General features: G+C 61.0%; 20 protein-coding genes. 9 read left to right on the top strand and 11 right to left on the bottom strand.

Annotated features, from left to right (window positions below):
* Positions 1-21 precede the first annotated feature (21 nt).
* The 8 genes from murG to NQ519_RS05970 are packed head-to-tail and all read left to right on the top strand — an operon-like array spanning position 22 to position 9609.
* On the top strand, positions 22-1122 hold the full coding sequence (murG, locus tag NQ519_RS06005; RefSeq protein WP_019152070.1) for an undecaprenyldiphospho-muramoylpentapeptide beta-N-acetylglucosaminyltransferase: 1101 nt from the start codon (positions 22-24) through the stop codon (positions 1120-1122).
* Entirely contained in the window at positions 1122-2570 is a 1449-nt protein-coding gene (locus NQ519_RS06000; RefSeq protein ID WP_019152071.1) for a UDP-N-acetylmuramate--L-alanine ligase, read from the top strand. Before murG ends, NQ519_RS06000 begins: the two co-directional genes overlap by 1 nt.
* A gap of 3 nt (positions 2571-2573) precedes the next feature.
* On the top strand, positions 2574-3674 hold the full coding sequence (locus NQ519_RS05995; RefSeq protein ID WP_019152072.1) for a hypothetical protein: 1101 nt from the start codon (positions 2574-2576) through the stop codon (positions 3672-3674).
* 12 nt (positions 3675-3686) lie between these two features.
* On the top strand, positions 3687-5147 hold the full coding sequence (ftsA, locus tag NQ519_RS05990; RefSeq protein ID WP_019152073.1) for a cell division protein FtsA: 1461 nt from the start codon (positions 3687-3689) through the stop codon (positions 5145-5147).
* A 27-nt stretch (positions 5148-5174) separates the two neighbouring features.
* A complete protein-coding gene (ftsZ, locus tag NQ519_RS05985) occupies positions 5175-6392 on the top strand; it encodes a cell division protein FtsZ (protein WP_019152074.1) in 1218 nt (405 codons plus the stop codon).
* Between the two features lie 31 nt (positions 6393-6423).
* Positions 6424-7749: a cell division protein FtsZ gene (ftsZ, locus tag NQ519_RS05980; protein ID WP_019152075.1), complete on the top strand. Its 1326-nt coding sequence runs from the start codon at positions 6424-6426 to the stop codon at positions 7747-7749.
* 16 nt (positions 7750-7765) lie between these two features.
* Positions 7766-9046 (top strand): gliding motility-associated protein GldE, encoded by a 1281-nt coding sequence (gldE, locus tag NQ519_RS05975; RefSeq protein WP_019152076.1) that lies wholly within the window; start codon positions 7766-7768, stop codon positions 9044-9046.
* Positions 9043-9609: a 4'-phosphopantetheinyl transferase family protein gene (locus NQ519_RS05970; protein WP_019152077.1), complete on the top strand. Its 567-nt coding sequence runs from the start codon at positions 9043-9045 to the stop codon at positions 9607-9609. The genes gldE and NQ519_RS05970 overlap by 4 nt, the downstream gene beginning before the upstream one ends.
* Here the strand turns inward: NQ519_RS05970 and NQ519_RS05965 are convergent.
* Positions 9606-11027, bottom strand: coding sequence for a BamA/TamA family outer membrane protein (locus NQ519_RS05965; RefSeq protein WP_019152078.1), 1422 nt, complete (start codon positions 11025-11027; stop codon positions 9606-9608). The genes NQ519_RS05970 and NQ519_RS05965 overlap by 4 nt on opposite strands.
* Positions 11028-11163: 136 nt before the next feature.
* On the opposite strand from NQ519_RS05965, the gene NQ519_RS05960 reads away from it, so the two are divergent.
* Positions 11164-11805, top strand: a complete 642-nt coding sequence (locus NQ519_RS05960; protein ID WP_019152079.1) for a pentapeptide repeat-containing protein — start codon at positions 11164-11166, stop codon at positions 11803-11805.
* A 73-nt stretch (positions 11806-11878) separates the two neighbouring features.
* Here the strand turns inward: NQ519_RS05960 and NQ519_RS05955 are convergent, their stop codons facing one another.
* The 10 genes from NQ519_RS05955 to NQ519_RS05910 form a co-directional block, all read right to left on the bottom strand.
* A complete protein-coding gene (locus NQ519_RS05955; protein ID WP_019152080.1) occupies positions 11879-13090 on the bottom strand; it encodes a C1 family peptidase in 1212 nt (403 codons plus the stop codon).
* 23 nt (positions 13091-13113) lie between these two features.
* Positions 13114-15411, bottom strand: a complete 2298-nt coding sequence (gene topA, locus NQ519_RS05950; RefSeq protein WP_019152081.1) for a type I DNA topoisomerase — start codon at positions 15409-15411, stop codon at positions 13114-13116.
* An 80-nt stretch (positions 15412-15491) separates the two neighbouring features.
* A complete protein-coding gene (locus tag NQ519_RS05945; RefSeq protein ID WP_019152082.1) occupies positions 15492-17174 on the bottom strand; it encodes a DUF4270 family protein in 1683 nt (560 codons plus the stop codon).
* A complete protein-coding gene (locus NQ519_RS05940; RefSeq protein ID WP_019152083.1) occupies positions 17158-17964 on the bottom strand; it encodes a glycogen/starch synthase in 807 nt (268 codons plus the stop codon). The genes NQ519_RS05945 and NQ519_RS05940 overlap by 17 nt, the downstream gene beginning before the upstream one ends.
* Positions 17965-18007: 43 nt before the next feature.
* Positions 18008-19057, bottom strand: coding sequence for a tRNA preQ1(34) S-adenosylmethionine ribosyltransferase-isomerase QueA (gene queA, locus NQ519_RS05935; RefSeq protein ID WP_019152084.1), 1050 nt, complete (start codon positions 19055-19057; stop codon positions 18008-18010).
* Between the two features lie 60 nt (positions 19058-19117).
* A complete protein-coding gene (gene truB, locus NQ519_RS05930; protein WP_019152085.1) occupies positions 19118-19843 on the bottom strand; it encodes a tRNA pseudouridine(55) synthase TruB in 726 nt (241 codons plus the stop codon).
* 7 nt (positions 19844-19850) lie between these two features.
* Positions 19851-20636, bottom strand: coding sequence for an undecaprenyl-diphosphate phosphatase (locus NQ519_RS05925; protein WP_019152086.1), 786 nt, complete (start codon positions 20634-20636; stop codon positions 19851-19853).
* Positions 20637-20639: 3 nt separating this feature from the next.
* Positions 20640-20897, bottom strand: a complete 258-nt coding sequence (locus NQ519_RS05920; protein WP_019152087.1) for a DUF3098 domain-containing protein — start codon at positions 20895-20897, stop codon at positions 20640-20642.
* Positions 20898-21779 carry a cell division protein FtsX gene (locus NQ519_RS05915; protein ID WP_019152088.1) on the bottom strand — a complete coding sequence of 294 codons (882 nt, stop codon included), beginning with the start codon at positions 21777-21779 and terminating at the stop codon, positions 20898-20900. It lies immediately after the preceding gene.
* A gap of 4 nt (positions 21780-21783) precedes the next feature.
* Entirely contained in the window at positions 21784-24267 is a 2484-nt protein-coding gene (locus NQ519_RS05910) for a YfhO family protein (protein ID WP_019152089.1), read from the bottom strand.
* Between the last annotated feature and the right edge of the window lie 133 nt (positions 24268-24400).

The following is a 24400-nucleotide window of genomic DNA, read 5'->3' as shown; positions in this document are numbered from 1 at the left end:
AAGAATTAAAAAAATTATACCATGAAACGCATCATTCTTTCCGGAGGTGGAACCGGAGGCCATATCTATCCGGCCGTGGCTGTCGCCGAGGCCCTGAAACGGCGTTTCGGCGACGAGGTGGATATTCTCTTCGTCGGCGCCGAGGGCAAGATGGAGATGGAAAAAGTTCCCGCGCTGGGCTACCGCATCGCGGGGCTGCCGATCGCGGGATTGCAGCGGCGGCTGGACTGGCACAACCTCGCCGTGCCGTTCAAAGCGGTGAAGAGCATCCGGATGGCGAAGCGGATCATCCGCGAATTCGGGGCCGATGCGGTCGTCGGGTTCGGCGGTTATGCCAGCGCCCCGGTGCTGTGGGCCGCGCAGCGGATGGGCGTGCCGACGGTCATTCAGGAGCAGAACTCCTATGCGGGGGTCACGAACAAAATCCTGTCGAAGGGCGCGAAACGCATCTGCACGGCCTACGAGGGGATGGAGCGCTTCTTCCCGGCGGCCAAGATCGTGCTGACGGGCAATCCCCTGCGGGGCCGCTTCTCGAAGGAGGGCGCCGACCGCGCCGAGGCGCTGAAATACTACGGCCTGACGCCCGACCTGCCGGTGATTCTGGTGGTCGGCGGGTCGCTGGGCACACGGTCGCTGAACGAGATGATGAAGGCGTGGATCGTCGAAACGGGCGGCGAAGCCCCCGTGCAGGTGATCTGGCAGACGGGCAAGTATTATGAGCGCGAGATGCAGGCTTTTCTGGCCGCACATCCGGCCCGGCACGTCTGGCAGGGGGCTTTCATCGACCGCATGGACTATGCCTATGCCGCGGCCGACCTGGTCGTGTCGCGCAGCGGCGCCGGGACGGTCTCGGAGTTGTGCCTCGTGGCGAAGCCGGTGCTGTTCGTGCCTTCGCCCAACGTGGCCGAGGACCATCAGACCAAGAACGCCCGGGCGTTGGAGACGAAGGGCGCCGCGGTGGTGGTCGCCGACGCCGAGAGCCGCACGAAGGCGATGCCGCGGGCCCTGGAGCTGCTGGCCGACCGGGAGGCGCTGGCGGCGATGAGCCGCAACCTCGAAGCGCTGGCCCGGCCGAACGCCGCGGAAGATATTGTGAATGAGATTGTAAAGGTGATGAAGTGATGGAATATAAGAACGTCTATTTTCTGGGTATCGGCGGTATCGGCATGAGCGCCCTGGCCCGTTATTTTTTGCACGAAGGCCGCCGGGTCGCCGGATACGACCGCACCCGCTCGCACCTCACCGGAGAACTCGAAGCCGAGGGCGCGGCGGTCCATTATGAGGACGACGTGCGGCTGATTCCCGAAGAGTTTCTCGATCCGGAGCGGACGATGGTGGTCTACACCCCCGCCGTGCCGCAGGACCACAGCGAGTACCGCTACTTCGCGGAGCACGGATTCCGGATCGAAAAGCGGTCGCAGATGCTGGGGCACCTGGCCGAGGGCAAATACGTGATGGCCGTGGCGGGCACCCACGGCAAGACCACTACTTCGACGCTGGTGGCGTGGCTCAACCGCGTTCTGACGGACGGCGGTTCGGCGTTTCTGGGCGGCATCTCCAAGAATTTCGGCGGCAACCTCGTGCTGGACGGCAAAGGGGTGCCGGAGATCCGTTCGGCAGCGGGAGGGGTTTCGGATGTCTCCGGCTCCCGTCCTTTGGGCGGGCGGCTGGCCGTCGAGGCCGACGAGTTCGACCGTTCGTTCCTGCGGCTCTATCCCGACGTGGCGGTGGTGACCTCGGCCGATGCCGACCACCTCGACATCTACGGCACGCACGAAGCGGTGAAAGAGGCTTTCGCGCAGTTCGTGCGGCAGATCCGCCCCGACGGATACCTTATCATCAAGCAGGGGCTCGACATCGTGATCGACAATCCGGAGATCACCGTCTACCGGTATGCCTACGATACGCCGTGCGACTTCTACGCCCGCAACGTGCAGCTGCTCGAAGGCGGACATTACCGCTACGACATCGTGACGCCCGGCGGCGTGATCGAAGGGTGTACGCTCGGCATCCCGGGGTGGATCAACATCGAAAATTCGGTGGCCGCGGTGGCCGCGGTGTGGTGCGCCGCGCGGGCCGAGGGGACGGAACCGGATGCGGAGAAGCTGCGCGAGGCTCTGGCGTCGTTCTCGGGCGTCAAGCGGCGTTTCGAGTTCTATGTGAACACCCCGAAACAGGTCTATATGGACGACTACGCCCACCATCCGCGCGAACTGGCGGCGACGCTGACTTCCGTGCGCGGGATGTTCCCCGGGCGGCGGATCACGGCGCTCTTCCAGCCCCACCTCTACACCCGCACCCGCGACCTCTGTGCGGAGTTCGCCGAGGCGCTGTCGCACGCCGACGAGGTGGTGTTGCTGCCGATCTACCCGGCGCGCGAGGAGCCGATCCCGGGCGTCGCGTCGGAGATCATCGCCGACCGGGTGACGGTCCCCTGCCGGATCGTCGGGCGCGAACGGCTGGCCGACGAGGTCGCCGCGATGGATACGGACGTGGTGATCAGCTTCGGAGCGGGCAATATCGACGCCTGCTGCGAAGCCATCGCCGAAAAACTCCGTGCGAAAAGTTAGACGATGAACCGTTATCTCCGATCCGCGCTTCTGGGCCTCATGTGGGCCGCCGTCGCCGCCTATGTCATCTGGGCGGGGGCTTCGGCGCGCCGTGTGCGCATGGCGAAGCGGGTCGGAGGCTTGGAGATCGAAGTCGTGGACAGCTCCTCGCAGGGGCATCTGGTCTCGGCGGCGATGGTCCGCGGATGGATTTCCCAAAGCGGAATCGAGACGATCGGCACGGCTGTTGATGCGGTGGATCTTACGGGGATCGAACGCCTGATCGCCCGCAACGGTTTCGTGGACGAAGTGGCCGCCTACGTCTCCTACGACGGGATTCTGCATGTCGCCATCAGCCAGCGCAAGCCCCTTTTGCGGCTGCTGACCGACGGACTGAACGCCTATGTGACGCCCGAAGGGTATGTTTTCGCCGCTCCGCGCGCCTCGTCGCTCTACGTTCCGGTGGTCACGGGTTCGTACCGTCCGCCTTTTCCGGCGTCGTATGCAGGGAGTGTCCGGGAGCATGTCGATCGGCGTTCGCAGGAGATCGAAAACCGGATCGCCGAACTCGAACGGGAGAAGTATCCCCTCTACCGCCGCGAGTTGGAGAACGACCGCAATGTCTCGGCCCTGCGCCGCATGCGCATCAAGCGGCAGTGGTGGCGTCTGGAGGGCTCCAGGGAGTTCGACGAGCGGGTCGATGCGCTGCGCGAAAAGAAGGCCGCGCTGCGCCGGACCTACCGCTATCGGGCGCGCGTGATCCGCGAGGAGATCGAACGGATCGACGGGCGGCAGGAGGCCGAGCGGGCGAAACAAAAAAAGTTGGAGAAAAGCTACGAAGATTTCATGAAACTCCTTACCTTTGTGGAGAGTGTCGAAAACGACGATTTTTGGAGGTCGGAAGTGGTGCAGATCGCAGCGCACACGACCCCCAGCGGAGCATTGGAAGTGGAGCTGACGCCCCGCAGCGGCCGTTTTACGATCCTTTTCGGCCGGTTGGAGGAGGTCGAACGCAAGTTCGGGAAGTTGGAGCGCTTCTACCGCCGCGGACTTCCGTCGATCGGCTGGAACGAATACCGCACTATTGACATCAGATATAACGACCAGGTGGTCTGCAAGAAGTAAAAGGATTATACCGTGGAAAGAAAGAATTATGCCGTTGCCGTCGATCTGGGCAGCTCGTCGGTCGTGGTGGCCGTCGGCGAAAAGACGCCCGAAGGCGCCGTTGACGTTGCTTGCATCGTCTCGAAACCCGTCGAGGGGGTCAATGCGGGCCGGATCGAGAACATCGAGTTGGTGAGCCATGCCATCCGCGAAGCCGTGTCGGAAGCCGAGGAGCAGCTCGGAATCCGCATTACGGAGGCTTATGCCGGTATTTCGGGCGATTTCGTGCGCTGCGCGCGCCACACCGACCATGTCTTCGTCTACGATCCCCAGAACGGCGTCAACCAGAAGGATGTCGATGCGCTGTTCGACCGCATGCGCAACGTGCAGGCTCCCGACGACGAAACCATCATGGAGCGCGTGCCCCAGAACTATATGGTCGATGACAGCCAGGAGGTCCGCAATCCGGTGGGTTCGTTCGGTAAGAAACTTTCATCGACGTTCAATTTCATCCTCTGCCTCAAAACCCCGATGCAGCGCCTCGACATGGCGTTGAAACGCCTCGGGATCAAGATGCTGGGCGTCGTGTCCGACGCGCTGGCGGCGCCCGAGTCGGTGTTGCTGCCCGACGAGAAGGAGGAGGGCGTGGCCGTGGTCGATGTCGGCGGCGGCGTCACCGACGTGACGGTCTATTACCGCAACGTGGTGCGCTACATCGCTTCGATTCCGATCGGGGCTTCGGCCATCAACCGCGACATCCGCACGATGAGCGTTCCCGAGAAACACGTCGAGAGCCTCAAACAAAAATACGGCTCGGCGGTTGCCGAACTGGCCCCCGAGGACAAGCTGATCCGCGTCAACGGCCGCACGGCCCGCGAGGCGAAGGATATTTTGCTGCGCAATCTGGCGACGGTGATCGAGGCTCGCGCCACGGACATCGCCGAGTTCGTGCAACAGGAGATCAAGGATTCGGGCTTCGCCGGGAAACTGGCCTACGGCATCGTGCTGACGGGCGGTTCGGCGAAACTGAAGGATCTCGACGAACTGTTCCGCCGGGTGACGGGCATGGACGTGCGCGTCGCCGTTCCCGAGGCGGGCATCACCGAGGAGTCGAAGGAGAAGATCGCCGATCCGGCCTATTCGACGGCCGTGGGCATCCTGCTGAAAGGCGCCGAGCAGGGCGGATGCGCCGTCGTCGAACGGCCTGCGGCTCCGCGGCCCGAGATGCGTCAGCCTGCGCCGCAGCCTCCGGTCGGAGGTTATAAAGCGCCTCAGCCCCGTGTTGCCCAGCCCTATGCTGCGCCTGCGAAACCTGTTCCGCAGCCCGTTCCGCAGCCGGAGGCCGAGCCTGCCGAAGAGCAGGACGCGCCGCGGGAGGACGAGCGGCCGCCGGTTGTCGAGCCCAAGCGCAAGCGCGGTTTCGGGTCGATCGTCATGAGCGCCATCGACAAGATTAACAAGGGCTTCTCGGCCGCCGAAGACGAAGAGATTTAGGGAAGAATTCGTAATGATGTACAGGCAATGATAGATGAATTGATGTCTGAGATCCAAGTTTCCCGGAACGAGTCTTCGTTGATTATGGTAATCGGGGTAGGTGGTGCAGGTTGCAATGCCGTATCCAACATGTGGCATGCGGGAGTGAAAAGTGTCACTTATCTGGCTTGTAATACGGATCAGAAATCCTTGAATGTCAATCCGGTTGGCAATAAGATCCGATTGGGGAACGAGGGACTTGGGGCCGGTAACCGTCCCGAACGTGCCCGGGAAGCCGCTATCGTTTCATTGGATGATATACGGCGTTGCATCACGGAATCCGGCTGTCGCATGGCGTTTATCACTGCCGGTATGGGCGGCGGAACAGGAACGGGCGCTGCTCCGGTCATCGCCAAGCTGTCCAAGGAGTTGGGCCTGTTAACCGTCGGTATCGTTACATCTCCGTTGGCGAGTGAAGGGAAAAAACGTTGGAAACAGGCTATGGAAGCTATTGCCGAGTTGGAGCAGAATGTTGATGCGTTGCTGGTGATTGACAATGACAATGTGGTGCGGGCGTATGACGAACTTCCGTTGCATGAGGCTTTCAGCCGGGCTGATGACGTATTGAGTACTGCTACGCGGGGAATTGCCGAAATTGTGACTCGGGAAAGCGATTTAGTGGGTGTCGATTTCGCAGATGTGACCGAAGTTATGCGTAATTGTGGCAGAGCGCATATGAGTGTGACTTCAGCATGTGGTGAAAACAGAGTCGATGAGGTTCTGAAGGCATCTCTTTGTTCTCCGTTATTGGGCCATTTGGAGATTGCTGGAGCCAAGAACATCCTGCTGAATTTTTCGGTTCCGGATTCTGACGAGTTGAAAACCAGGGAGGTGACGCAAGTGTTGGATCGTATTCAGCATTATGCCAATGCTGGTCGGAAAAATGTCGGGTTGAGTGAAACCAATATTATTTGGGGCACGAGTATCAATCCACAGATGGAATCGGGAACGTTGGAGTTGGTGATTATTGCTACGGGATTTGAGGTCTCTGAATCTAATTCTAAAATCTCAGAATGGGGTAGCAGTCAGATGCAAGAGGATCATTCCGTTGTGTCGAAAGAGGAAATAGGTACGAAAGAAGAGATGACGGAGTCAGGAATGGTTGACGACGGTGAAGCCTTACAGAATGTATGGGGCGAATTGTCCCGAAAGGTTTCAGGCTGGGTTAACCGGGTTTTCGAAGGGGCGGATACCCCTATGGAGTAGTGACTCTGTAATATAGAAATAAATAAACGATATGACAGACGAATTGATGTCGGAAATCAAGGCTCCGCGCATGAGCGGCTCGATCATTACGGTCGTAGGCGTCGGCGGCGCCGGGGGCAATGCCGTGAACCACATGTGGAATCTCGGTATCCGGGGGGTTACGTTCATGGTCTGCAATACCGACCAGCAGGCGCTCGACAAGAGCCCTGTCGAGTTGAAGATACGCCTCGGAGCCGAGGGGCTCGGAGCCGGCAACGATCCCGAGAACGGGCGTCGTGCGGCTGTCGAGTCGCTGCCCGAAATCCGGCAGACGCTCGAAGAGTCCGGCACGAAGATGATCTTCATCACGGCCGGCATGGGCGGCGGAACCGGTACGGGCGCCTCGCCCGTCATCGCCAAGCTGGCCCGCGAGATGGGATTGCTGACGGTGGCTATCGTCACTTCGCCGCTGGCCGTCGAGGGAAAGATCCGTTACGAACAGGCGTTCCGGGGAATCGAGGAGCTGCGTCAGAACGCCGATTCGCTGCTGATCATCAACAACGAGAACATTTTGGAGATTTACGGCCGCCTCTCGCTCAAGCAGGCTTTCGGAAAGGCCGACGACATTCTAGCCTCGGCGGCCAAGGGCATCGCCGAGATCATCACCGTCGAAAGCGACCTGGTGAACGTCGATTTCGCTGATGTGTCGAAGGTGATGCGCGACAGCGGCCGGGCCCACATGGCCGTGGCCACGGCCGAGGGCGACAACCGCGCCGAAGCGGTCGCCGAAGCGTCGCTGCGCTCGCCGCTGCTGGATCACAACCTCATTTCGGGGGCCAAGAATATCCTGCTGAACATCTCGGTGTCGGACGCCGACGCTCTGATGTACGAGGAGGTGGTGCAGATTCTGGAGTATATCCAGGCCCACGCCAGCGTGCAGGACGACCACGGCGTGATCCACAATGCCAACATCATCTGGGGTACGAGCGAAAAGCCGCAGTTGGGCAATTCCATCGAACTGGTGGTGGTCGCCACGGGCTTCGAGGGCGAGGCCCAGCCCGGTGCGATGAGGCCGATCATCCCTGCGCCCCACATCGTCGAGCCGGTCGCCAAGGAGTCGGCCGCGGCCCCCGTGCTGGAGCCGATCAAGCCCCTGACGCCCAAGGTCGCGCAGCGCCAGCCCGAGCAAGTGATGCTCGGGGCCAAGCCGACCCGTTACAGCAATATCGAGAGCCTGCTGGCCAAGCCCGCCTACCAGTCGCGCAACTCGAAGTTCGTCGTGCAGATGCCCGGCGGCCGCAAAGAGGTACTGAAAGACGATACGGCGGAGGCGTCGGCTCCGAAAGAGGAGACGCAGGGCGGCTCGCTGTTCGATTAACAAATTGACTGTCGGTTTGGAAGAAGCTCATCCCTGGATCGCTTACAACGGGTTTTCGCCCCAGATCGCCGTGCTGTGCGCGGTGACGTTCTGTCTGCTGTGTGTTTCGGCGCTCGTATCGGGTGCCGAGACTTCGTTTTTCTCCCTTTCGCACAACGATGTCCGCCGTTTGCAGAACAGCAAGAGCTTGTCGGCCGCTGCCGTGCTGCGCTTGCTGACCGATGTCGATCTGTTGCTGGCCACGATCCTGGTGGTCAACAATCTGGTGAATATCTGCATCGTCATTCTCACGGCCAATATCATCGACTCGCTTTTCACGTTCCTGCGTTTCGAATTCCTGTTCAAGACCGTGTTGGTGACCTTCCTGCTGCTGCTCTTCGGTGAGATCCTGCCCAAGGTGCTGGCGCAGACCATCCCCGTGAGGTTCGCCTCGATGGTGGCCCGGCCCCTCGTGCTGCTGCGGTGGATTTTCTACCCGCTGTCGTACATCCTCGTCCGCACGAGCAGCCGCATCAGCGAAAAGGCCGCCCACAGGAGCGAAATATCGTTGGACGAACTGGCCGACGCCGTGGACATGACCCAGAGCACGAGCCCCGAGGAGCACGTGATGCTGTCGGGGATCGTCAACTTCGTCAATACCGAGGTGCAGGAGATCATGAAACCCCGCGTGGACATCACGGCGCTCGATGCCACGGACGACTACGAAACGGTCAAGAAGACGATCATCGAATCGGGATTCTCGCGCATCCCGGTCTACGAGGAGGATATCGACAACATCCGCGGCACGCTCTACGTCAAGGACCTGCTGCCCTACATCAACAACGGCAGCGATTTCGCCTGGCAGCAGCTGGTCCGCAAACCCTACTTCGTGCCCGAGCACAAGAAGATCAACGACCTGCTGGCCGATTTCCAGTCGAACAAGGTCCACATGGCCATCGTCGTCGATGAGTACGGTTCGACGCTGGGGCTGGTTTCGCTGGAGGACATCATCGAGGAGATCGTGGGCGAGATCTCCGACGAGAGCGATAACGACGAGTCGTTCTATACGTGTCTCGGTCCCAAGTGCTATCTCTTCGAGGGCAAGACCCACCTCGGGGATTTCGAACGCATCCTCGGCATCGACGAGGACACCTTCGCCGACGTGCAGGGCGAGGCCGAGACCCTCGCGGGGCTGATGCTCGAACTCAAACGCGACTTCCCGCGCAAAGGCGACGCCTTCACGGCGCACGACATCCGTTTCACGGTGCAGGAGATGGACGGGCACCGCATCGACAAAATCCGCGTGGACATCCCATGATCCCGAGACTGCTGGTCGAGCCGCCGATGGGGGCCGATGAGGCGGCCCGGTGGACGACGCCCGAGGAGCGCGCCGAGGCGGCGGCATTCGGCTCGGAGCGCCGCCGTGCGGAGTTCCTCGGCTGGCGGGCCATCGTGCGGCGCGAACTGGGGATGCAGGTGCGGATCGGCTACGACGCCGCGGGGGCTCCCGTGCTGACGGGTTCGGACTGCTGCATCTCGGTCGCGCATTGTGCGGGCCGCATCACCGTCTGCATCTCTACGGAACGTTGCGCCGTGGACATCGAACCCGTGTCGCGCGATTTCAGCCGGGCCGAAGACCGGTATACGACCCCTTCCGAACGCGGTCTTTCCGACGATCCGCTATGGCCGGGAATCGTCTGGTGCGCCAAGGAGACGCTCTATAAGTACGCCGGACGCCGGGAACTGGATTTCCGGAACGACCTCCGCATCGAGGGTGCGGACCTCGCGGCGGGCAGGCTGACCGGGCGGATCGAAAACGGAGAGCCCGTGGAGCTCTCCGTGCGCCGTGAAGACGGCTTTATCCTTGTCTGTATTCTTTAGAACGCCTCCGAGGCGGTGAACAGGAATGCCGAGGAGCGTTTGCGGTCCCACGGCAGGTTCCGGTTGCCGAAATTGCCCCATCCGTAGTCGAGGCGGATATTCATTTTGTTCTTGAACTCGAAGCGGTAGCCGCATCCGAAGCTGCACAGCGTGTTGCCCCAGCGGAATCGGTCCGTGCCCCAGACCTGCCCGCCGCCGATCCATCCCACGATGCCGTGGCGGCGGTAGATCTTCTGCCGCAGTTCGAACTGCGTCTCGATAAGTCGTTTGTCGCGGTAGCGGCCCTCGTAGTAGCCGCGCATGCGCTCCATGCCGCCCATCTTGGCATACATGTGCCACGAGGGCGTGCCGGCCGTGGCGTCGGCGTAGAGGTCGTAGGCCAGCACGGCCCCTTTCCAGAGTTTCAGGTAGTAATCCAGGGTCAGCGTGAAGCGTCCGAACGTGCGGCGGGTGTTGCCCAGCCATTCGGGATACCACTTGGCTTCGAACTTGACGAAGACGCCTTTCGAGGCGTTGAACGTCACGTCGCGCGTGTCGTACTGGGCGAAGAGTCCGATGTTGGTGTTGAAGGCGTTGGGTTTGTCGCCCGTTGCGGCGATGAAGTTCGAGAAGGGGTCCTGCTTCTCGGGGTCGTAGCGTTTGCCGTCTTTCCAGAGGTCGTACATCTCACCGATCTGTCCGCCCGGTTTCGCTATCTCGTTGTCGTCGATCTTTTGCATGTATTCCACCATGCCGGAGCTCTTGTATTTGGCCCCGGTGTAGTCGATGCCGCCGCTGACACCGACATAGAAGCGCCCCACGAGCGATGTGCAGTAGGAGATGCGGAAGATGCCCATCGTCGTGGTGAGGTCCTGCGCATAACCCTCCTTGCCGGCCTGGTAGCCCACGCCGTAGAAGGCTCCGGGGAAGTAGACGAACGCTCCCGAGTAGCTCAGCCGCTGTTTGTTCTTGTTGTAGATGTTGTCGCCCGAGAAGCGCAGCAAGACGAATTTCTTGGTCGTGAAGTTGCCGTAGATCGAGATGTTCGACGGTGCGGTGACCGAGTCGGTGCGGTCGAGCCGGTAGAGGCCCGCCAGCAGGAATCCGATGCCGAATCCCACGTCCGACGAGTAGTTGGGGCCGGGAGCGATGCTCCAGTCGATCTTCTTTTCGAAGGTCTGATCGACGTTCGAGCGGCTGTAATAGTCGATGATGCGGCGGACGAGCCCGGGGCGTTTCACCGGGGCGGCGAGGGCCGAGGTGTCGGCCGTCCGGGAGTGTTTGGCGTTCGGATGCGCCTCGGCCTGACCGATCTGCGAGAGCGTCGTTTCGGTCGAGGGAAAATTCTCTTTCGAGGGTTCCGTGCTCTGAGCGGATGCCGGGCGTGCGGCCGTCAGCAGGAGAGCGGCGGAAAGAAGGAGTGCAATGGTCTTTTTCATAGCGTGTGGGGTGGGGTCGAATGCAAAGATAACCCTTATTTTCCGGTTGTGCAAAATGAACAATCGGAACCCCTTCGGGAGGCGACCGATCCCGGAAAAATTCCTACCTTTGTAGCAATTCAAACAATATTCGTTTATGGAAATCGCCCGCCCGCAGCTGCCGCCCGAACCCGAAACCTCCGCCGATCCGGCCCGGATGCTCCTCGACGAAGAGGTTGTCGGCGCCGCTTTCCGCGGTGTCGGGTTCGGCGCCCTCGTCCGCGAGCACCTCTCTGTGCAGGGGTGCCGCTTTACCGGTTGTGGCTTCGCCGGGAGCGTGCTCGGGCACTCGCAGTTCTCGGATGTCCTCTTCCGCAACTGCGATTTCTCGAACGCCGATCTGCAAGGGTGCAGTTTCCACCGCGTGGAGTTCGCCGACTGCAAGCTGACGGGGACCGGCCTCGCCGAGACGACCCTGAACCATCTGCTGTTCGACCGCTGCAAGGGCGAATTCGCCAATTTCGCCTTTTCGAGGCTGCGCACGGTGCGCTTCGCCGGGTGCCGGATGCGCAGCGCGGCTTTCGGCGACTGCCGTTTCGAGCGCGTGGAGTTCGCGCAGTGCGAACTGGCGGCGGCCGAGTTTTTCGGAACCCGCCTGCGGGGCGTGTCGTTCGCCGATTCGGACATCCGCGGGATACGGGTCCGCGAAATCGACTCCTTCGAACTGAAAGGCGTGAAGATAAACGTTCTGCAAGCCGCCGAACTGGCCCGTCTGCTGGGCGTCGAGATCGAGGAGTGAACCGCAGTTCCGCAAAATGCGCAGCCCGGACTTCGATGGAAGCCCGGGCTGTCGTTTCGTGCGGCGCGTGCGCTTATTTGAGGCCGATCTTTTTGAGTATCTCCTTGGGCACGCCGTTCTTGTTGACCAGCACCGTCATCGTCTTGTAGGCGACGAACGGACGCGAGAAATACCAGTAGCCGTCGTAGGGGCCGACCTGAGCCCACGAGTTCTTGACCTTGTAGTAGGGCGTGCCGTTCTGATCGACGGCCGTGCCCACGATCTGCATGCCGTGGTCGTCGGTGGTCTCGTAGTTGTCGTATCCCTCCTGACGGAGTTCCTGCGTGATGGTGCGCTCCTTGCCGGGCTTTTCGAAGTTGTAGAGCGCGGCTTCCTTCTCCTTCTGGGTGAGCTTGCCCCACTTCTCGGCTTCGGTGCCCTCCATGCCTTCGAGGTCGGCCTCGGGGATGATGCCCAGCCCCTTGGTGCGGCTGAATCCCTTTTCGCTGACATCGGTGCCCCAGGCGATGGTGTAGCCCTTTTCCAGCGAGCTGTCGATGATCCGCATGAACTCGTCCAGAGGCACGTTCCACACCTTGTCCCAGTTCCAGTTGTCGGGAACCTCCATAGCGAACTCCGTGTAGAAGGGGTGGTGGGTGAACGACGAGAATTCGATGTAGTCGTTCATGTCGATCGGCAGCGACGCGGCGAACGATGCGGGGGTGTACTCCTTGCCCTCATAGGTGAATTTCTCGGGCATGGCGCCGAAATAGGCGTCGAGGATGCCGTTCAGCCCGGCCTGCCAGGCGGTCGTGAGTTTGCTTCCGTCGCGGCGTTTCGAGGCGGCGGCGATCACCGCGTCGGCATAGGCTTTGATCACGGCGTCGATCTCGTCGAAGTTGGGTTTGTCGTAGCCGTAGTTCAGCCCCGGATAGACCTCCTCGGGGACGATGCCGTAGCGCTGGATGCCGCCGGTCACGTCGTGGGCCTGGCCGCCGACGGCGAGGTTCAGCGAACCGTGGAGCCGGACGTATTTCACCGCTTTTTCGAAGTAGATGTTGCGCACGATCCACATCTCCGAGAGGTCCAGTTCGGGACCTCCGGCGCGGAGGATCTCGCTTTCGAGGAACGACAGGGTCGAGTAGCACCAGCAGGTGCCGCTGCGGCTCTGGTCCTTCACGGAGGTGACGGGCATGATCTTAACGTCGGTGAAACGGTAGCCCTCCGGAGCGGCCGTTTCGGGCGTTTGTGCCGCGGCTCCTCCTGCGAGACAGAGCGCGAATGCGGCGAAAATGAGGTTTTTCATGGTATGACGGGTTTTCGTTGTCGTTATTTCTTCGATCCGGCGACGATCTTCAGACATTCGTCGAGGGTCAGCTCTTCGGGTTTGGCGCCTTTCGGCAGGCGGTAGTTCTTGCCTTTGTAGGCGATGTAGGCGCCGTAACGGCCGTTCTTGACCAGCATGTCGGGGTCTTCGGGGAAGCTCTTGAGCGGCGTATTGGCCGCCGCAGCGGCCGCCTTGTGCGCGTGCACGATCTCCACAGCCCGGTCGTAGGTGATCGTGTAGGGGTCGTCGGTCTTCGCCAGCGAGGCGAACGACTTGCCGTAGCGGACGTAGGGGCCGTATTTGCCGATGCCGACGGTCAGCTCCTCGCCGTCCAGCTGTCCCAGGCCGCGGGGCAGTGCGAAGAGTTCCAGCGCCTCTTCCAGCGTGATGGATTCGATCAGCTGGCCCTTTTTGAGCGACGCGAAGCGGCTCTTTTCGCCTTCGTTCCCCTCGATCTCGACCATCGGTCCGTAGCGGCCGATGCGGGCCTTCACGACGTGACCCGTCTTGGGATCGTTGCCCAGGATGCGCACCTCGCGCGTCTTGGGATTCTGCGTGGCGATGGCCGAATCGACCATCTTGTGGAAGGGGCCGTAGAAACCGTCGATCATCTTCTCCCACGTGATGTCGCCCTCGGCGATGCGGTCGAACTCCTTTTCGACGTTGGCAGTGAAGTTGTAGTCGATGATCGGTCCGAACTGCTCCTCCAGATAGTCGTTCACCACCATGCCGATGTCGGTCGGCGAGAGGCGGTTCTTCTCCTTGCCGTAGTTCTCCGAAAGGCTCTTTTCGGCGATCTTGTCGCCGGTGAGCGTGAATTGCACGTAGTTGCGCTTCTGGCCGTCCTTGTTCTGCTTGACGACGTAGCCGCGGTTGATGATCGTGGTGATGGTCGGGGCGTAGGTCGAAGGGCGTCCGATGCCCAGCTCCTCCAGCCGCTTCACGAGCGACGCCTCGTTGTAACGCGCCGGGGCCGACGTGAAACGCTCCGTGGCGGTGATCTGCACCGGGAGCACCCGGTCGCCGGCCGTCAGCTTCGGCAGCAGCCCTTCGCCGCTCTCGGCGGCCTGGTCGTCGTCCGTGGATTCGGAGTAGAGGCGCAGGAAGCCGTCGAAACGGACCACCTCGCCCTGCGCCACGAACTGATTCGACGAACCCGACATGTCGATCGTGATCGTCGTGCGGTCCAGCTCCGCGCAGACCATCTGCGAAGCGACCGTGCGCTTCCAGATCAGGTCGTAGAGCTTCTTCTCGGCGGGTGTGCCCTCGATCGACTGCCGGTCGATGTACGACGGACGGATGGCCTCGTGAGCCTCCTGGGCGCCTTTGGTCTTGGTCTTGTAGTTGAACCAGCGGGAGTATTTCTCGCCGAAGAGCTTCGTGATCTCCTCCTTGCACTGGGCCAGCGCCTGCTGCGAAAGGTTCACCGAGTCGGTACGCATGTAGGTAATGAGACCCTGCTCGTAGAGGTGCTGCGCCACGGACATCGTCTGCGATACGGACATGCCCAGTTTGCGCCCGGCCTCCTGCTGGAGCGTCGAGGTGGTGAACGGCGGTGCGGGGTAGCGCTGGGCGGGTTTCTCTTCGGACTTCGCCACCGTGAAGGTCGCGCCGATGCAGCTTTTCAAAAACTCCTCGGCCTGCGCCGCGGTTTCGAAACGCGATCCGAGTTCGGCCTTGAAGAGCGTCTTTTCGGGGTCGCCGGCGGCGTGGAACTGCGCCACGACGCGGAAATAGGCGGCCGAGCGGAAAGCGATGATCTCGCGCTCGCGCTCGACGATCAGCCTCACGGCCACCGACTGCACGCGTCCTGCCGAGAGCGACGGACGCACCTTTTTCCACAGCACGGGCGAGAGCTCGAAACCGACCAGCCGGTCGAGTATGCGGCGCGCCTGCTGGGCGTTTACCAGGTCCATATTGACCGTGCGCGGTTTCTCGATGGCTTCCAGAATCGCCCGCTTGGTGATCTCGTGGAAGACGATGCGCTTGGTCCGGTCTACGGGGAGCCCCAACACTTCGGTGAGGTGCCATGCGATGGCTTCTCCTTCGCGGTCTTCATCGGACGCCAGCCAGACGGTTTTCGTTTTGGCCAGCTTGGTCAGTTCGTCCACCACCTTCTTCTTGTCGCTCGGGATTTCGTAGACCGGTTTGAATCCCTCCGTGATATTGATGCCGAGGTCCTTTTTCGCAAGGTCCCGGATATGGCCGAAGCTCGATTTGACGATGAAGTCCTTGCCGAGGAATTTCTCGATGGTCTTGGCCTTGGCGGGGGACTCGACGATAACTAAGTTTTCCTGCATTGCGTTTTTTTGATGGCTTTTTCAGAAATGCGAAAACCTAAGCATTACACTTAGGTTCCGCATGAGGGTTTCTCTGGCGTTTATTTGATCAGGTTATAAAATATTTCGAAACGAATCGGGGCTTCGTTGCCGTCGGCGGCCATGCCCTGCAATACGCCGAACGACGTGGAATAAAGGCTGTACGCATCGGGGCCGATGTAGACCGTGCGGTTTGCGACCTTGTCCCAGTCGATGTCGCCGATTACGCCGCCCGCCGCCTCTTTGGCCTTGATATAGCTGTTCCACAGCTGCTGCATGTAGCCCGTGATATCCATCACGTAACACCCGCGGCTGCGGTTGATGTAGCCTCCGTAAGCGAGCGACGTGTTGTAGTTCTGCTCGTAGGAATAGGCGTAGTCCGAAATCGGCGTCAGCGCCTTGAAATTGGTGTACATGCCCAGACGGCTCGGGAAGGCGTTCATTTCGTCGATCAGCTTGCTGCCGAAGGTCAGCTCCTCCCAGTCGTATTTGCTGTCGGTGAAATAGACCGACATTTTCGTCTGGCCGAACGCCAGCGTCTTGAAATCCTTGCCGTCCTTTTCGTTCGCTTCGGCGATCTCCTCTTCCATCCGTGCGAAAAACTCCGGCGTAAAGGTCATCTCGGTCACCACGCCGCCCATGCCTTCGGCATAGACGCGGGAGTTCAGCCCCCGGTTTTCATTGATGGTTCCGTCGGGATTGACCTCGCGGGCCTGGGAGATGTCGATCTTGGCGTCCGAAGTGGCCGCATCGTAGTTGTGGCGGATGGAGTTCACCGAGACATTGCCGAACTCGGTGCCGGATTCGTAGAAATAGTAGACCATGCCGATCGTGTCCTTGATCAGCGTCGGGTCGCCCTCCACCCGGTTACGGCCGAAGACCGCCAGACCCGAATAGTCGAGCGACGTGGAGAAGATCGTGCCGGTCTCCTTGATGCCGTTCTTCTGGACGGGCTCATTCGGATCGGGGCAGATATAGAGCCCCTTGAACTCCTTGACCCAGTATTCGAGGCTGTCGGGACTGTAAATCGAGTAGTCGTCTTTGTATTCGCCCTCTTGCAGCATCAGCCGCTTGATGTAATTCTTTCCCTCCTCGGTAGGCTCCAGCGTGATGTTCGTGGCCGTCGAAGGGGTCGTACCCTCGCCGCCCAAGTAGAACCAAAAGAGCGGCTTTTCGGGATTATAGACCGGCGCTGCGGAACCGTCTCCGTTGGGGTTCTGCGGGTCGAAATTGATGTAGAACGTCGTGTCGGCCTGCGACTTGCCGGCGGCAATCGGCTTTTTGTCGATGTAGTCGTTGCTGAGGATTTCGTACACGGCGAATTTTTGCTTGGTCAGACTGTCGCGGCCTATGCTGGCGATTTTGAGCATGATCTGCGCCGAGTCGAAGATCGGCATATATCCGAAATACCCCTCATCGACCTTGTAGTAGTTGATCATCTGCGAGAGGAATCCGGCCTTGCGCTCGCCGAGCGTGTCGTTGATGCAGGTGCCGAAATAGCCGTAGGAGATGTTCGAACCGATCAGCGAATCGCTCTGGAACAGCCGCGTTTCGACGTATTTCCGGGGATTCAGCCCCTCGCCGAGGAGTTCGACGTATCCGGCTTTCATCTGCTGATTTTCCGGAATGAGGTTTCCGCCCAGCGTGTCGTCTACCTTGGTGCAGCCCGCGAAAGCCGCTGCGATTGCGGCGGCGATTGCTGCGGTCGGGAGCAGCCTGCGGCGGAAATTATTGAATGGCTTCATAGAATCGGTTGTAATTATCGAAAAAGTCCTCCGCCTCGGGCGACTGGTATTCGAGCATCGGCTTTCCGCTCGTGCGGGCCATTTCGAGCACCTCGGGGGCGACATCCGCAGAGGCCGCCACCACGCCGTCGGCATATTCCATAACGAAGCGGCAGAGATTTTCGTATGACGGGGTGTCGAGAATCGAGAGATTTTTATCTTTGACTCCCTCGCCGGCGATCTTCGCGCCGAACTCCGGATGGAGCTCCCCGGGGAATCCGTCGCCGTAGAGCGACACCACGACCTTGACATCGCGGAAGATCGGGTCGTCGGCGAAGACCCGCTTCAGATAGACGGGGACCACGGCCGAGAACCATCCGTGGCAATGCACGACGGTGGGAGTCCAGCGCAGTTTCTTGACCGTCTCCAGCACGCCGCGGGCGAAGAAGATGGCCCGTTCGTCGTTGTCCGGGAAATAATTGCCCTCGGCGTCGGCCAGCACGGCCTTGCGCGAGAAATAGTCGTCGTTGTCGATGAAGTAGATCTGTACGCGGGCTGCCGGGATCGAGGCCACCTTGATGATCAGCTGGTGATCGTTGTCGTCGATGATGAGGTTCATGCCCGAGAGGCGGATGACCTCGTGCAGCTGGTGCCTGCGCTCGTTGATGCAGCCGTAGCGGGGCATGAAGGTGCGGATTTCGTTTCCGTGTTCCTGCATTGCCTGCGTCAGCGCACGGCAAAGCCGGGAACCCTCCGTTTCGGGAAGATAGGGGGTGATTTCCTGACAGACGTACAGAATCTTGCTTGCCATGTTTGAAAGGGGGTTTATGCTTGACAAAGATAGTGAAAATTTTTCAAAGAATCAGCATCGCGTCGCCGTACGTGCCGAAGCGGTACCCTTCTTCCTTGGCTATCTTGTAAGCGTTCATCACGGTTTCGTACCCGCCGAACGCCGCCACCATCATCAGCTGCGTGGAGTAGGGCAGGTGGAGATTGGTCACCATGGCGTCGGCCACCGTGAACTCGTAGGGAGCGAAGATGAACTTGTTGGTCCACCCCTCCATGGGTTTGATCAGGCCGTTGGTCGAGACGGCGGTTTCGATCGTGCGCATGACCGTCGTGCCGATGGCCACGACCTTGTGGCCGGAGGTTTTGGCGGCGTTGACCGCCTCGGCGGCTTCGTCGGTGACGAAGAACTGCTCGGAATCCATCTTGTGCTTCGAGAGGTCCTCGACATCCACCGTGCGGAAGTTGCCCAGCCCCACGTGGAGCGTCACGAAAGCCCGATCGACGCCCTTGATCTCCATGCGCTTCATCAGGTGCTTCGAGAAGTGCATGCCGGCCGTCGGGGCCGCCACGGCGCCCTCCTTCTCGGCGAAGATCGTCTGGTAGCGTTCGGCGTCCTCGGGTTCGACCTTCTCGCGCACCCATTTCGGCAGGGGCGTTTCGCCCAGCGCGAAGAGCGTCTGCTTGAACTCCTCGTAGGAGCCGTCGAACAGGAAGCGCAGCGTGCGGCCGCGCGAGGTGGTGTTGTCGATCACCTCGGCCACCAGCAGGTCGTCGTCGCCGAAATAGAGTTTGTTGCCGATGCGGATCTTGCGCGCCGGGTCCACCAGCACGTCCCACAGCCGCAGTTCGCGGTTCAGTTCGCGCAGCAGGAAGATCTCGATCTCGGCGCCGGTCTTCTCCTTGTTGCCGTAGAGGCGCGCCGGGAAGACCTTGGTATCGTTGAAGACGAACAGATCCTTTTCGTCGAAGTACTCGATGATGTCCTTGAAAATGCGGTGTTCGATGGTCCCTTTGGCGCGGTCGATGACCATCAGCCGGGATTCGTCGCGGTTGTCGGCCGGGTATTTGGCCAGCATTTCGGGCGAAAAGTCGTACCCGTATTGCGATAACTTCATAGATAAACGCTTTTTTTACGTCGAAAAATAACACAGATTATTTTCTATACGCAAAAAAGGCTATTTTGTTTCGAGTTTTTGCAAATTTTCCAGAAAATCATCCAGTTCGTACGCTTTTTCGAGCGTGAATCCGCCGCTGCGCGTGCGGCGCAGCGACGAGAGATGGGCTCCGCTGTGCAACGCCTGCCCGATCTCGTGGGCCAGCGACCGGATGTAGGTGCCCTTGCTGCAACGGACGCGGATGCGCACCCGCGGAAGGTCGTATTCCTCGATCTCTATCTCGTAGATGTTGATCAGCGCCTGGCGTACGGCGACCTCCTCGCCGGCGCGGGCCAGTTCGTAGGCGCGCGTCCCGTCGATCTTCTTGGCCGAGTAGACGGGCGGGGTTTGCAGCCGTTCGCCGGTGAGCGAAGCGAGCGCCTCTTCGACCGCTTCGCGCGTGATGTGTTCGTAGGGATAGGTCCGGTCGATCTCGTGTTCGAGGTCGTAGCTCGGGGTCGTGGCGCCCAGCATCACGTCGGCTATGTACTCTTTCTCCTCGGCTTGCAGGGCGTCCACCAGCTTCGTGGCGCGGCCGATGCAGACCACGAGGATGCCCGTCGCCAGCGGGTCGAGCGTCCCGGCGTGTCCGACCTTGATCTTGCGGTAGCCGAGCTTGCGCAGGGTGAATTTGACTTTGCGGACCACGTCGGTCGAGGTCCAGCGGAGGGGCTTGTCCAGAACGGCGATGTAGCCCTCTTCGAAATTGATGCCGCGCAGGTCCAGCGGTTCTCGGGTCATGGGCATATGCGTGTCAGAAGATGGAGAAGAGGATCGAGACGAGTCCTGCGAAACAGCAGTAGAGGGCGAACCAGATCAGCTTGCCGCGCTTGACCACTTCGATCATGAATTTGCAGGCCAGCGTTCCCGAGACGAAAGCCGCGAGGAATCCGCCGGCGAGGGCTCCCGCCGGGATGTCGAGGGCCGTGACCTCGCCCGAACAGATGTCCAGCAGCATCTTGCCCAGGATGACCGGGATGACCATGATGAACGAGAAGTTGGCGACCTCCTCCTTGCTCTTGCCGAGCAGCAGTCCCGCAGCGATGGTCGATCCCGACCGCGAAAGGCCGGGGAGCGTGGCCGCGGCCTGTGCGAGGCCGATGACGAAGGCGTTGCCATAGGTGATTCCCTTCTTCGCGCGGGGTTTGGCGAAATAGGCGAAGGTCAGCAACTGCGCCGTGAGCATCAGCATGGCGCCCACGAAGGTCAGCGACGCGAAGAACGCCTCGATCTGTTCGGCGAAAAGCACGCCGACGACGCCGGCCGGGATCATCGAGACGACGATTTTGAGGATGTAAGCCTGCTGTTCGTTGAAATGCCTCGAAAAGAGCCCCTGCAACAGTTGCAGCAGTTCGCGCCACAGCACGACGACGGTGCTGAGCACCGTGGCGGCGTGCAGCATGACATCGAAGGTGATATTGTTCTCCAGCTCGACGCCCAGCACTTCCTTGGCGATCTGGAGGTGTCCGCTGCTCGATACGGGGAGGAATTCGGTGATGCCCTGCACGATGCCGAGCAGGATGGCTTGCAGTGTGTCCATGTATCAGTACCGCTTCATGATGGCATAGATCTCGACGACGAATCCGCCGATCACCAGAATCGGGGCCAGCGTGATGCGGCGCCACGAGAACATCGCATAGTTGAATTCATCGGGCGAATCGCTGCCGCCGCCGGCCATCAGGACGAATCCCAGGAGGATGACGGCGAATCCGATTGCCAGCAGGACGTAGTTGCGCCGGGTCAGCGGCATGCGGGTATCCTCCTGCGCGGGGTCCTGCGTTTTTTTCTGCTTCTTTTTCATTTAATATAGGTATATCTTGTTCGACTTCATGTTGACGAATTTGTTGAGGGCCGCGAAGGTGAAGAGCCCCGATATGACGATGCCGCCGACGACCATCGACCCGAGGATGATGGCGATTTTGCCCGCTTCGGCGATGGTCATCAGTTCGGGCACGGCTTCGTTGAGCCCGTAGACCGCGAGGACGAACAGCGCTGAGGCCGCCACGCCGGCCAGTATGCCCTGCGTGATGCTGCTCCCGAGGAAGGGCTTCATGATGAACCACTTGGTGGCCCCGACGAGCTTCATCGTGTTGATGAGGTAGCGTTTCGAGAAGATCGCCAGCCGGATGGTGTTGCTCAGCAGGATCAGCGAGATGACCAGCAGCGCCCCGCCGAACATCAGCAGCACGAGGCGGATCTTGTTCACCGTGGCGTGCAGCCGTTCGGCCATCTGCGCGGGGTACGACACCCGATCGACCCCGTCGATGCGTTCGATGGCGGCGATGAACGAGTCGAGCAGCTCCTTGTCCGCCGACGCCGAGGTCAGCGTGAGTTCGAACGAATCCAGCAGGGGATTTTCCTGCAAGATCTCCTCGAACGAGCTGTTGAACATTTTCCGGAACTCCTGATCGTCGATCTTCTCCTCCTTGGGCGAGTAGGCGATCGTCGCAACCATCTCTTCGTCCGTCAGCCGTTTTTCGATCGCCTCCCGCTGTTCGTCGGAGAGTCCGTTTTTCAGCTCCACGGAGACGGCGATGCTCTCCTGCAACGTGTCGGCGACTTTCAGCGCCGCCACCATCAGGTAGCCCACCGACCCCAGCAGGAACAGTACGAGCGTGATGCTCACCGTCGATACGATGTAGGAGTTGCGGACCTTTCGTTTCAACCGCTTGTCATCTTTCATAACCTTACGCTTTTTTCTTCCTGAAACAATAGATCAGCGCCGCGACGGCTCCCAGCAGGATTGCGAGCGACGCCGCGAGCGTCACCCCTTCGACCGCCGTCCAGCCCGGCGCGCGGAACCGCCATTCGACGGTGTGCTTCCCGGCGGGGAGCTTCATCGCCCGCAGAACGTAGTCGGCCCGGAAGTAGGGCATCTCCTCGCCGTCCACATAGGCTTTCCAACCGTGGTCGTAGAAGATCTCCGAGAAGACCGCCACGGCCTCTTCGGGTGTCGTGTATTCGTATTTGAGGTAGTTCGGGCGGTATTCCGTGAGGTCGATCCGGGCCGAGGCATAGATGCCGAGGGGCATCGGTCGCGGTACGATTTCCACCGGGTCTTGCGCCGCCACCACCGCCGTCGTTTTGAGGTCGGTCGTGCCCAGCAGGTCGATCTCCTCCCGGGCCGTGGAGGCGTAGACGACGCTGTCCACGAACCACGCCGCGCCGTTGGCCGTCGTCCGCAGGCGCGGTTCGGGTTGTCCGTCGGCGCCCGGAACGATCAGGTAGCGCGTGTTGAGCATGTCCAGCACCCCGTCATCGACGTTCGACAGATAGCGGTCGATCAAATCCTGATAGCGGGCCAGCTTGGCGCCGTGATACCCGCCTACCGAGCGGTGGAAATAGCTGGTCGTGGCGTCGTTGAACGGGCTGACCGTGAGGTTCAGCACCCGGTAGCCCGGATCTTTGTCCTGCATGATCGCCTTGTCGGCCGCCGTGGGCACCACCTGCCGGCGGCGTGCCGATTCGAATTTGTCGTGCCCGAGGAACCGCAGGTCCACCGGCACGAGGTCCAGCAGCATCACGCCCGCCAGCAGCCCCGTCAGCACGTATTTGCCGATTTTCCGCAGGGCGAACAGCGCCACGCCGCCCGCCGCCAGCAGAATCATCAGCAGCGAACGCCATGCGTCGGCCCGCATCATCGCCGCGCGGTCGGCGGCCATGGCGTCGGCCGTCGCTTCGGCCCACTCGACATCCAGGCCGCGGTCGATGTACGACTGCATGTCGTTGTTCTCGAAGATGCGGCGGAACGTGTCGGTCATCATCGCGGCGCTCTCCCCGCGTCCGAAGTCGAAGAGGGCCTCTCCGGCCACGGCGAACAGCAGGCACAGTCCGCCCGTGATGCCCGCGGCCCAGGCCAGCGCCTTCATCAGCCGTTCCCGCGGGATCTCCTCCTTCCAGAGCCGCATCAAGGCCAGCGCGCCCAGCAGCGGCACGGCCCATTGGACGACGACGAGCGTCATCGACACCGTGCGGAACTTGTTGTAGCCGGGGAGGTATTTGAAGGCGAATTCGGTGAATCCCATCAGGTTGCGGCCCCAGGCCAGCAGAATCATCACGACGCATGCGGCGACGATCCACCACTTGTTGCGCCCCCGGGCCAGCGCGATGCCCAGCGCCGCGAGGAACACCGCCGCCGCTCCGAGGTAGGTCGGACCGCCCGTGTAGGGCTGCGTGCCCCAGTAGGCGGGCAGCTGCTGCGCCGCGCCGCGCAGTCCGTATCCGTTCAGCACGGCGGCCGTCTCTCCGTCCGCCGGGAAAGTCGTGGCCGATTCGCGGCCCATGAAATCGGGGATCAGCAGGTTGAAGGTCTCCGCCTTGCCGTAGCTCCACGCCGTAGCGTAGTCGAGTGCGAGGCCGCCCGCCGAGGTTTCGGCCGTCGTTGCGAGTTCCGAGCCGCCGCGGATGGTCTCTTTCGAGTGTTTGGCCGTGTACCACAGGGGCGAGAAGTTCGACGCTACGGCCAGCAGGCCCGCCGCGGCCAGCGCCGCCGTGCGCAGGGCGAAGTTTTTCATCCGTTTTTCCCGGAAGGAGACGATGCCTTCGCTGATCCAGAAGGCGGCCATCGCCACGAGGAAATAGTAGGTGATCTGCGGGTGATTGGCACCGATTTCGAGCGACGCCGTGAGCGCCGTGAGTGCCGCGCCGCACCAGATGTTGCCCCTCAGCGTCATCCACGCGCCGCCCATCATCAGCGGGGCGTAGACCAGCGCCCACATCTTCGTGATGTGTCCCGCGCCGATGATCAGCAGGAAATAGGTCGAGAGCCCGTAGGCCAGCGCCGCGACGATTCCCACCCAGGGATCGACGCCGACGATCATCAGCATCAGCCACATCGAGATCATGGCGAAGAAGAGGAACGCCGCCGGGGTGTCCATGATCTTCACGACCTGCCCGACGGTGCGCTTCACGAGCTGGGCCGGGTAGGCGACATTGATCAGGTATGCGGGCATTCCGCCGAACATGCCGCCCGTCCATTGGGGGTCTTCGCCCGTTGCGATGCGCATGTCGGTGATGTCCTTGGCCATGCCTTCGTACTGGATGACATCGTGTTGGGGGAGCACTTCGCCGCGGAACTGCGGTGCGAAATAGAGGGCGCTCACCGCGAGGAAGAGCACGAGGGCCGTCGCTGCCGGCAGCAGTTTTGAGCGTATCGGGTTCGAAAGTTCCATTTCAGCCAGTCTTAACCAATTAACAAAGAGTACGAAAACATCGAATGGGGCCAAAACCGAATCGCGTATGGCTCGACGAAATTTTCCGCTCTTTTTTTGAAAGTGCCGTTATGGCACCGGCCTCAAAGGTACG

Source organism: Alistipes senegalensis JC50 (assembly GCF_025145645.1).
Taxonomy (GTDB): Bacteria; Bacteroidota; Bacteroidia; order Bacteroidales; family Rikenellaceae; genus Alistipes; species Alistipes senegalensis.
The sequence above is the reverse complement of the archived record's forward strand: the minus strand, read 5'-3'. Positions and strand labels throughout refer to the sequence as shown.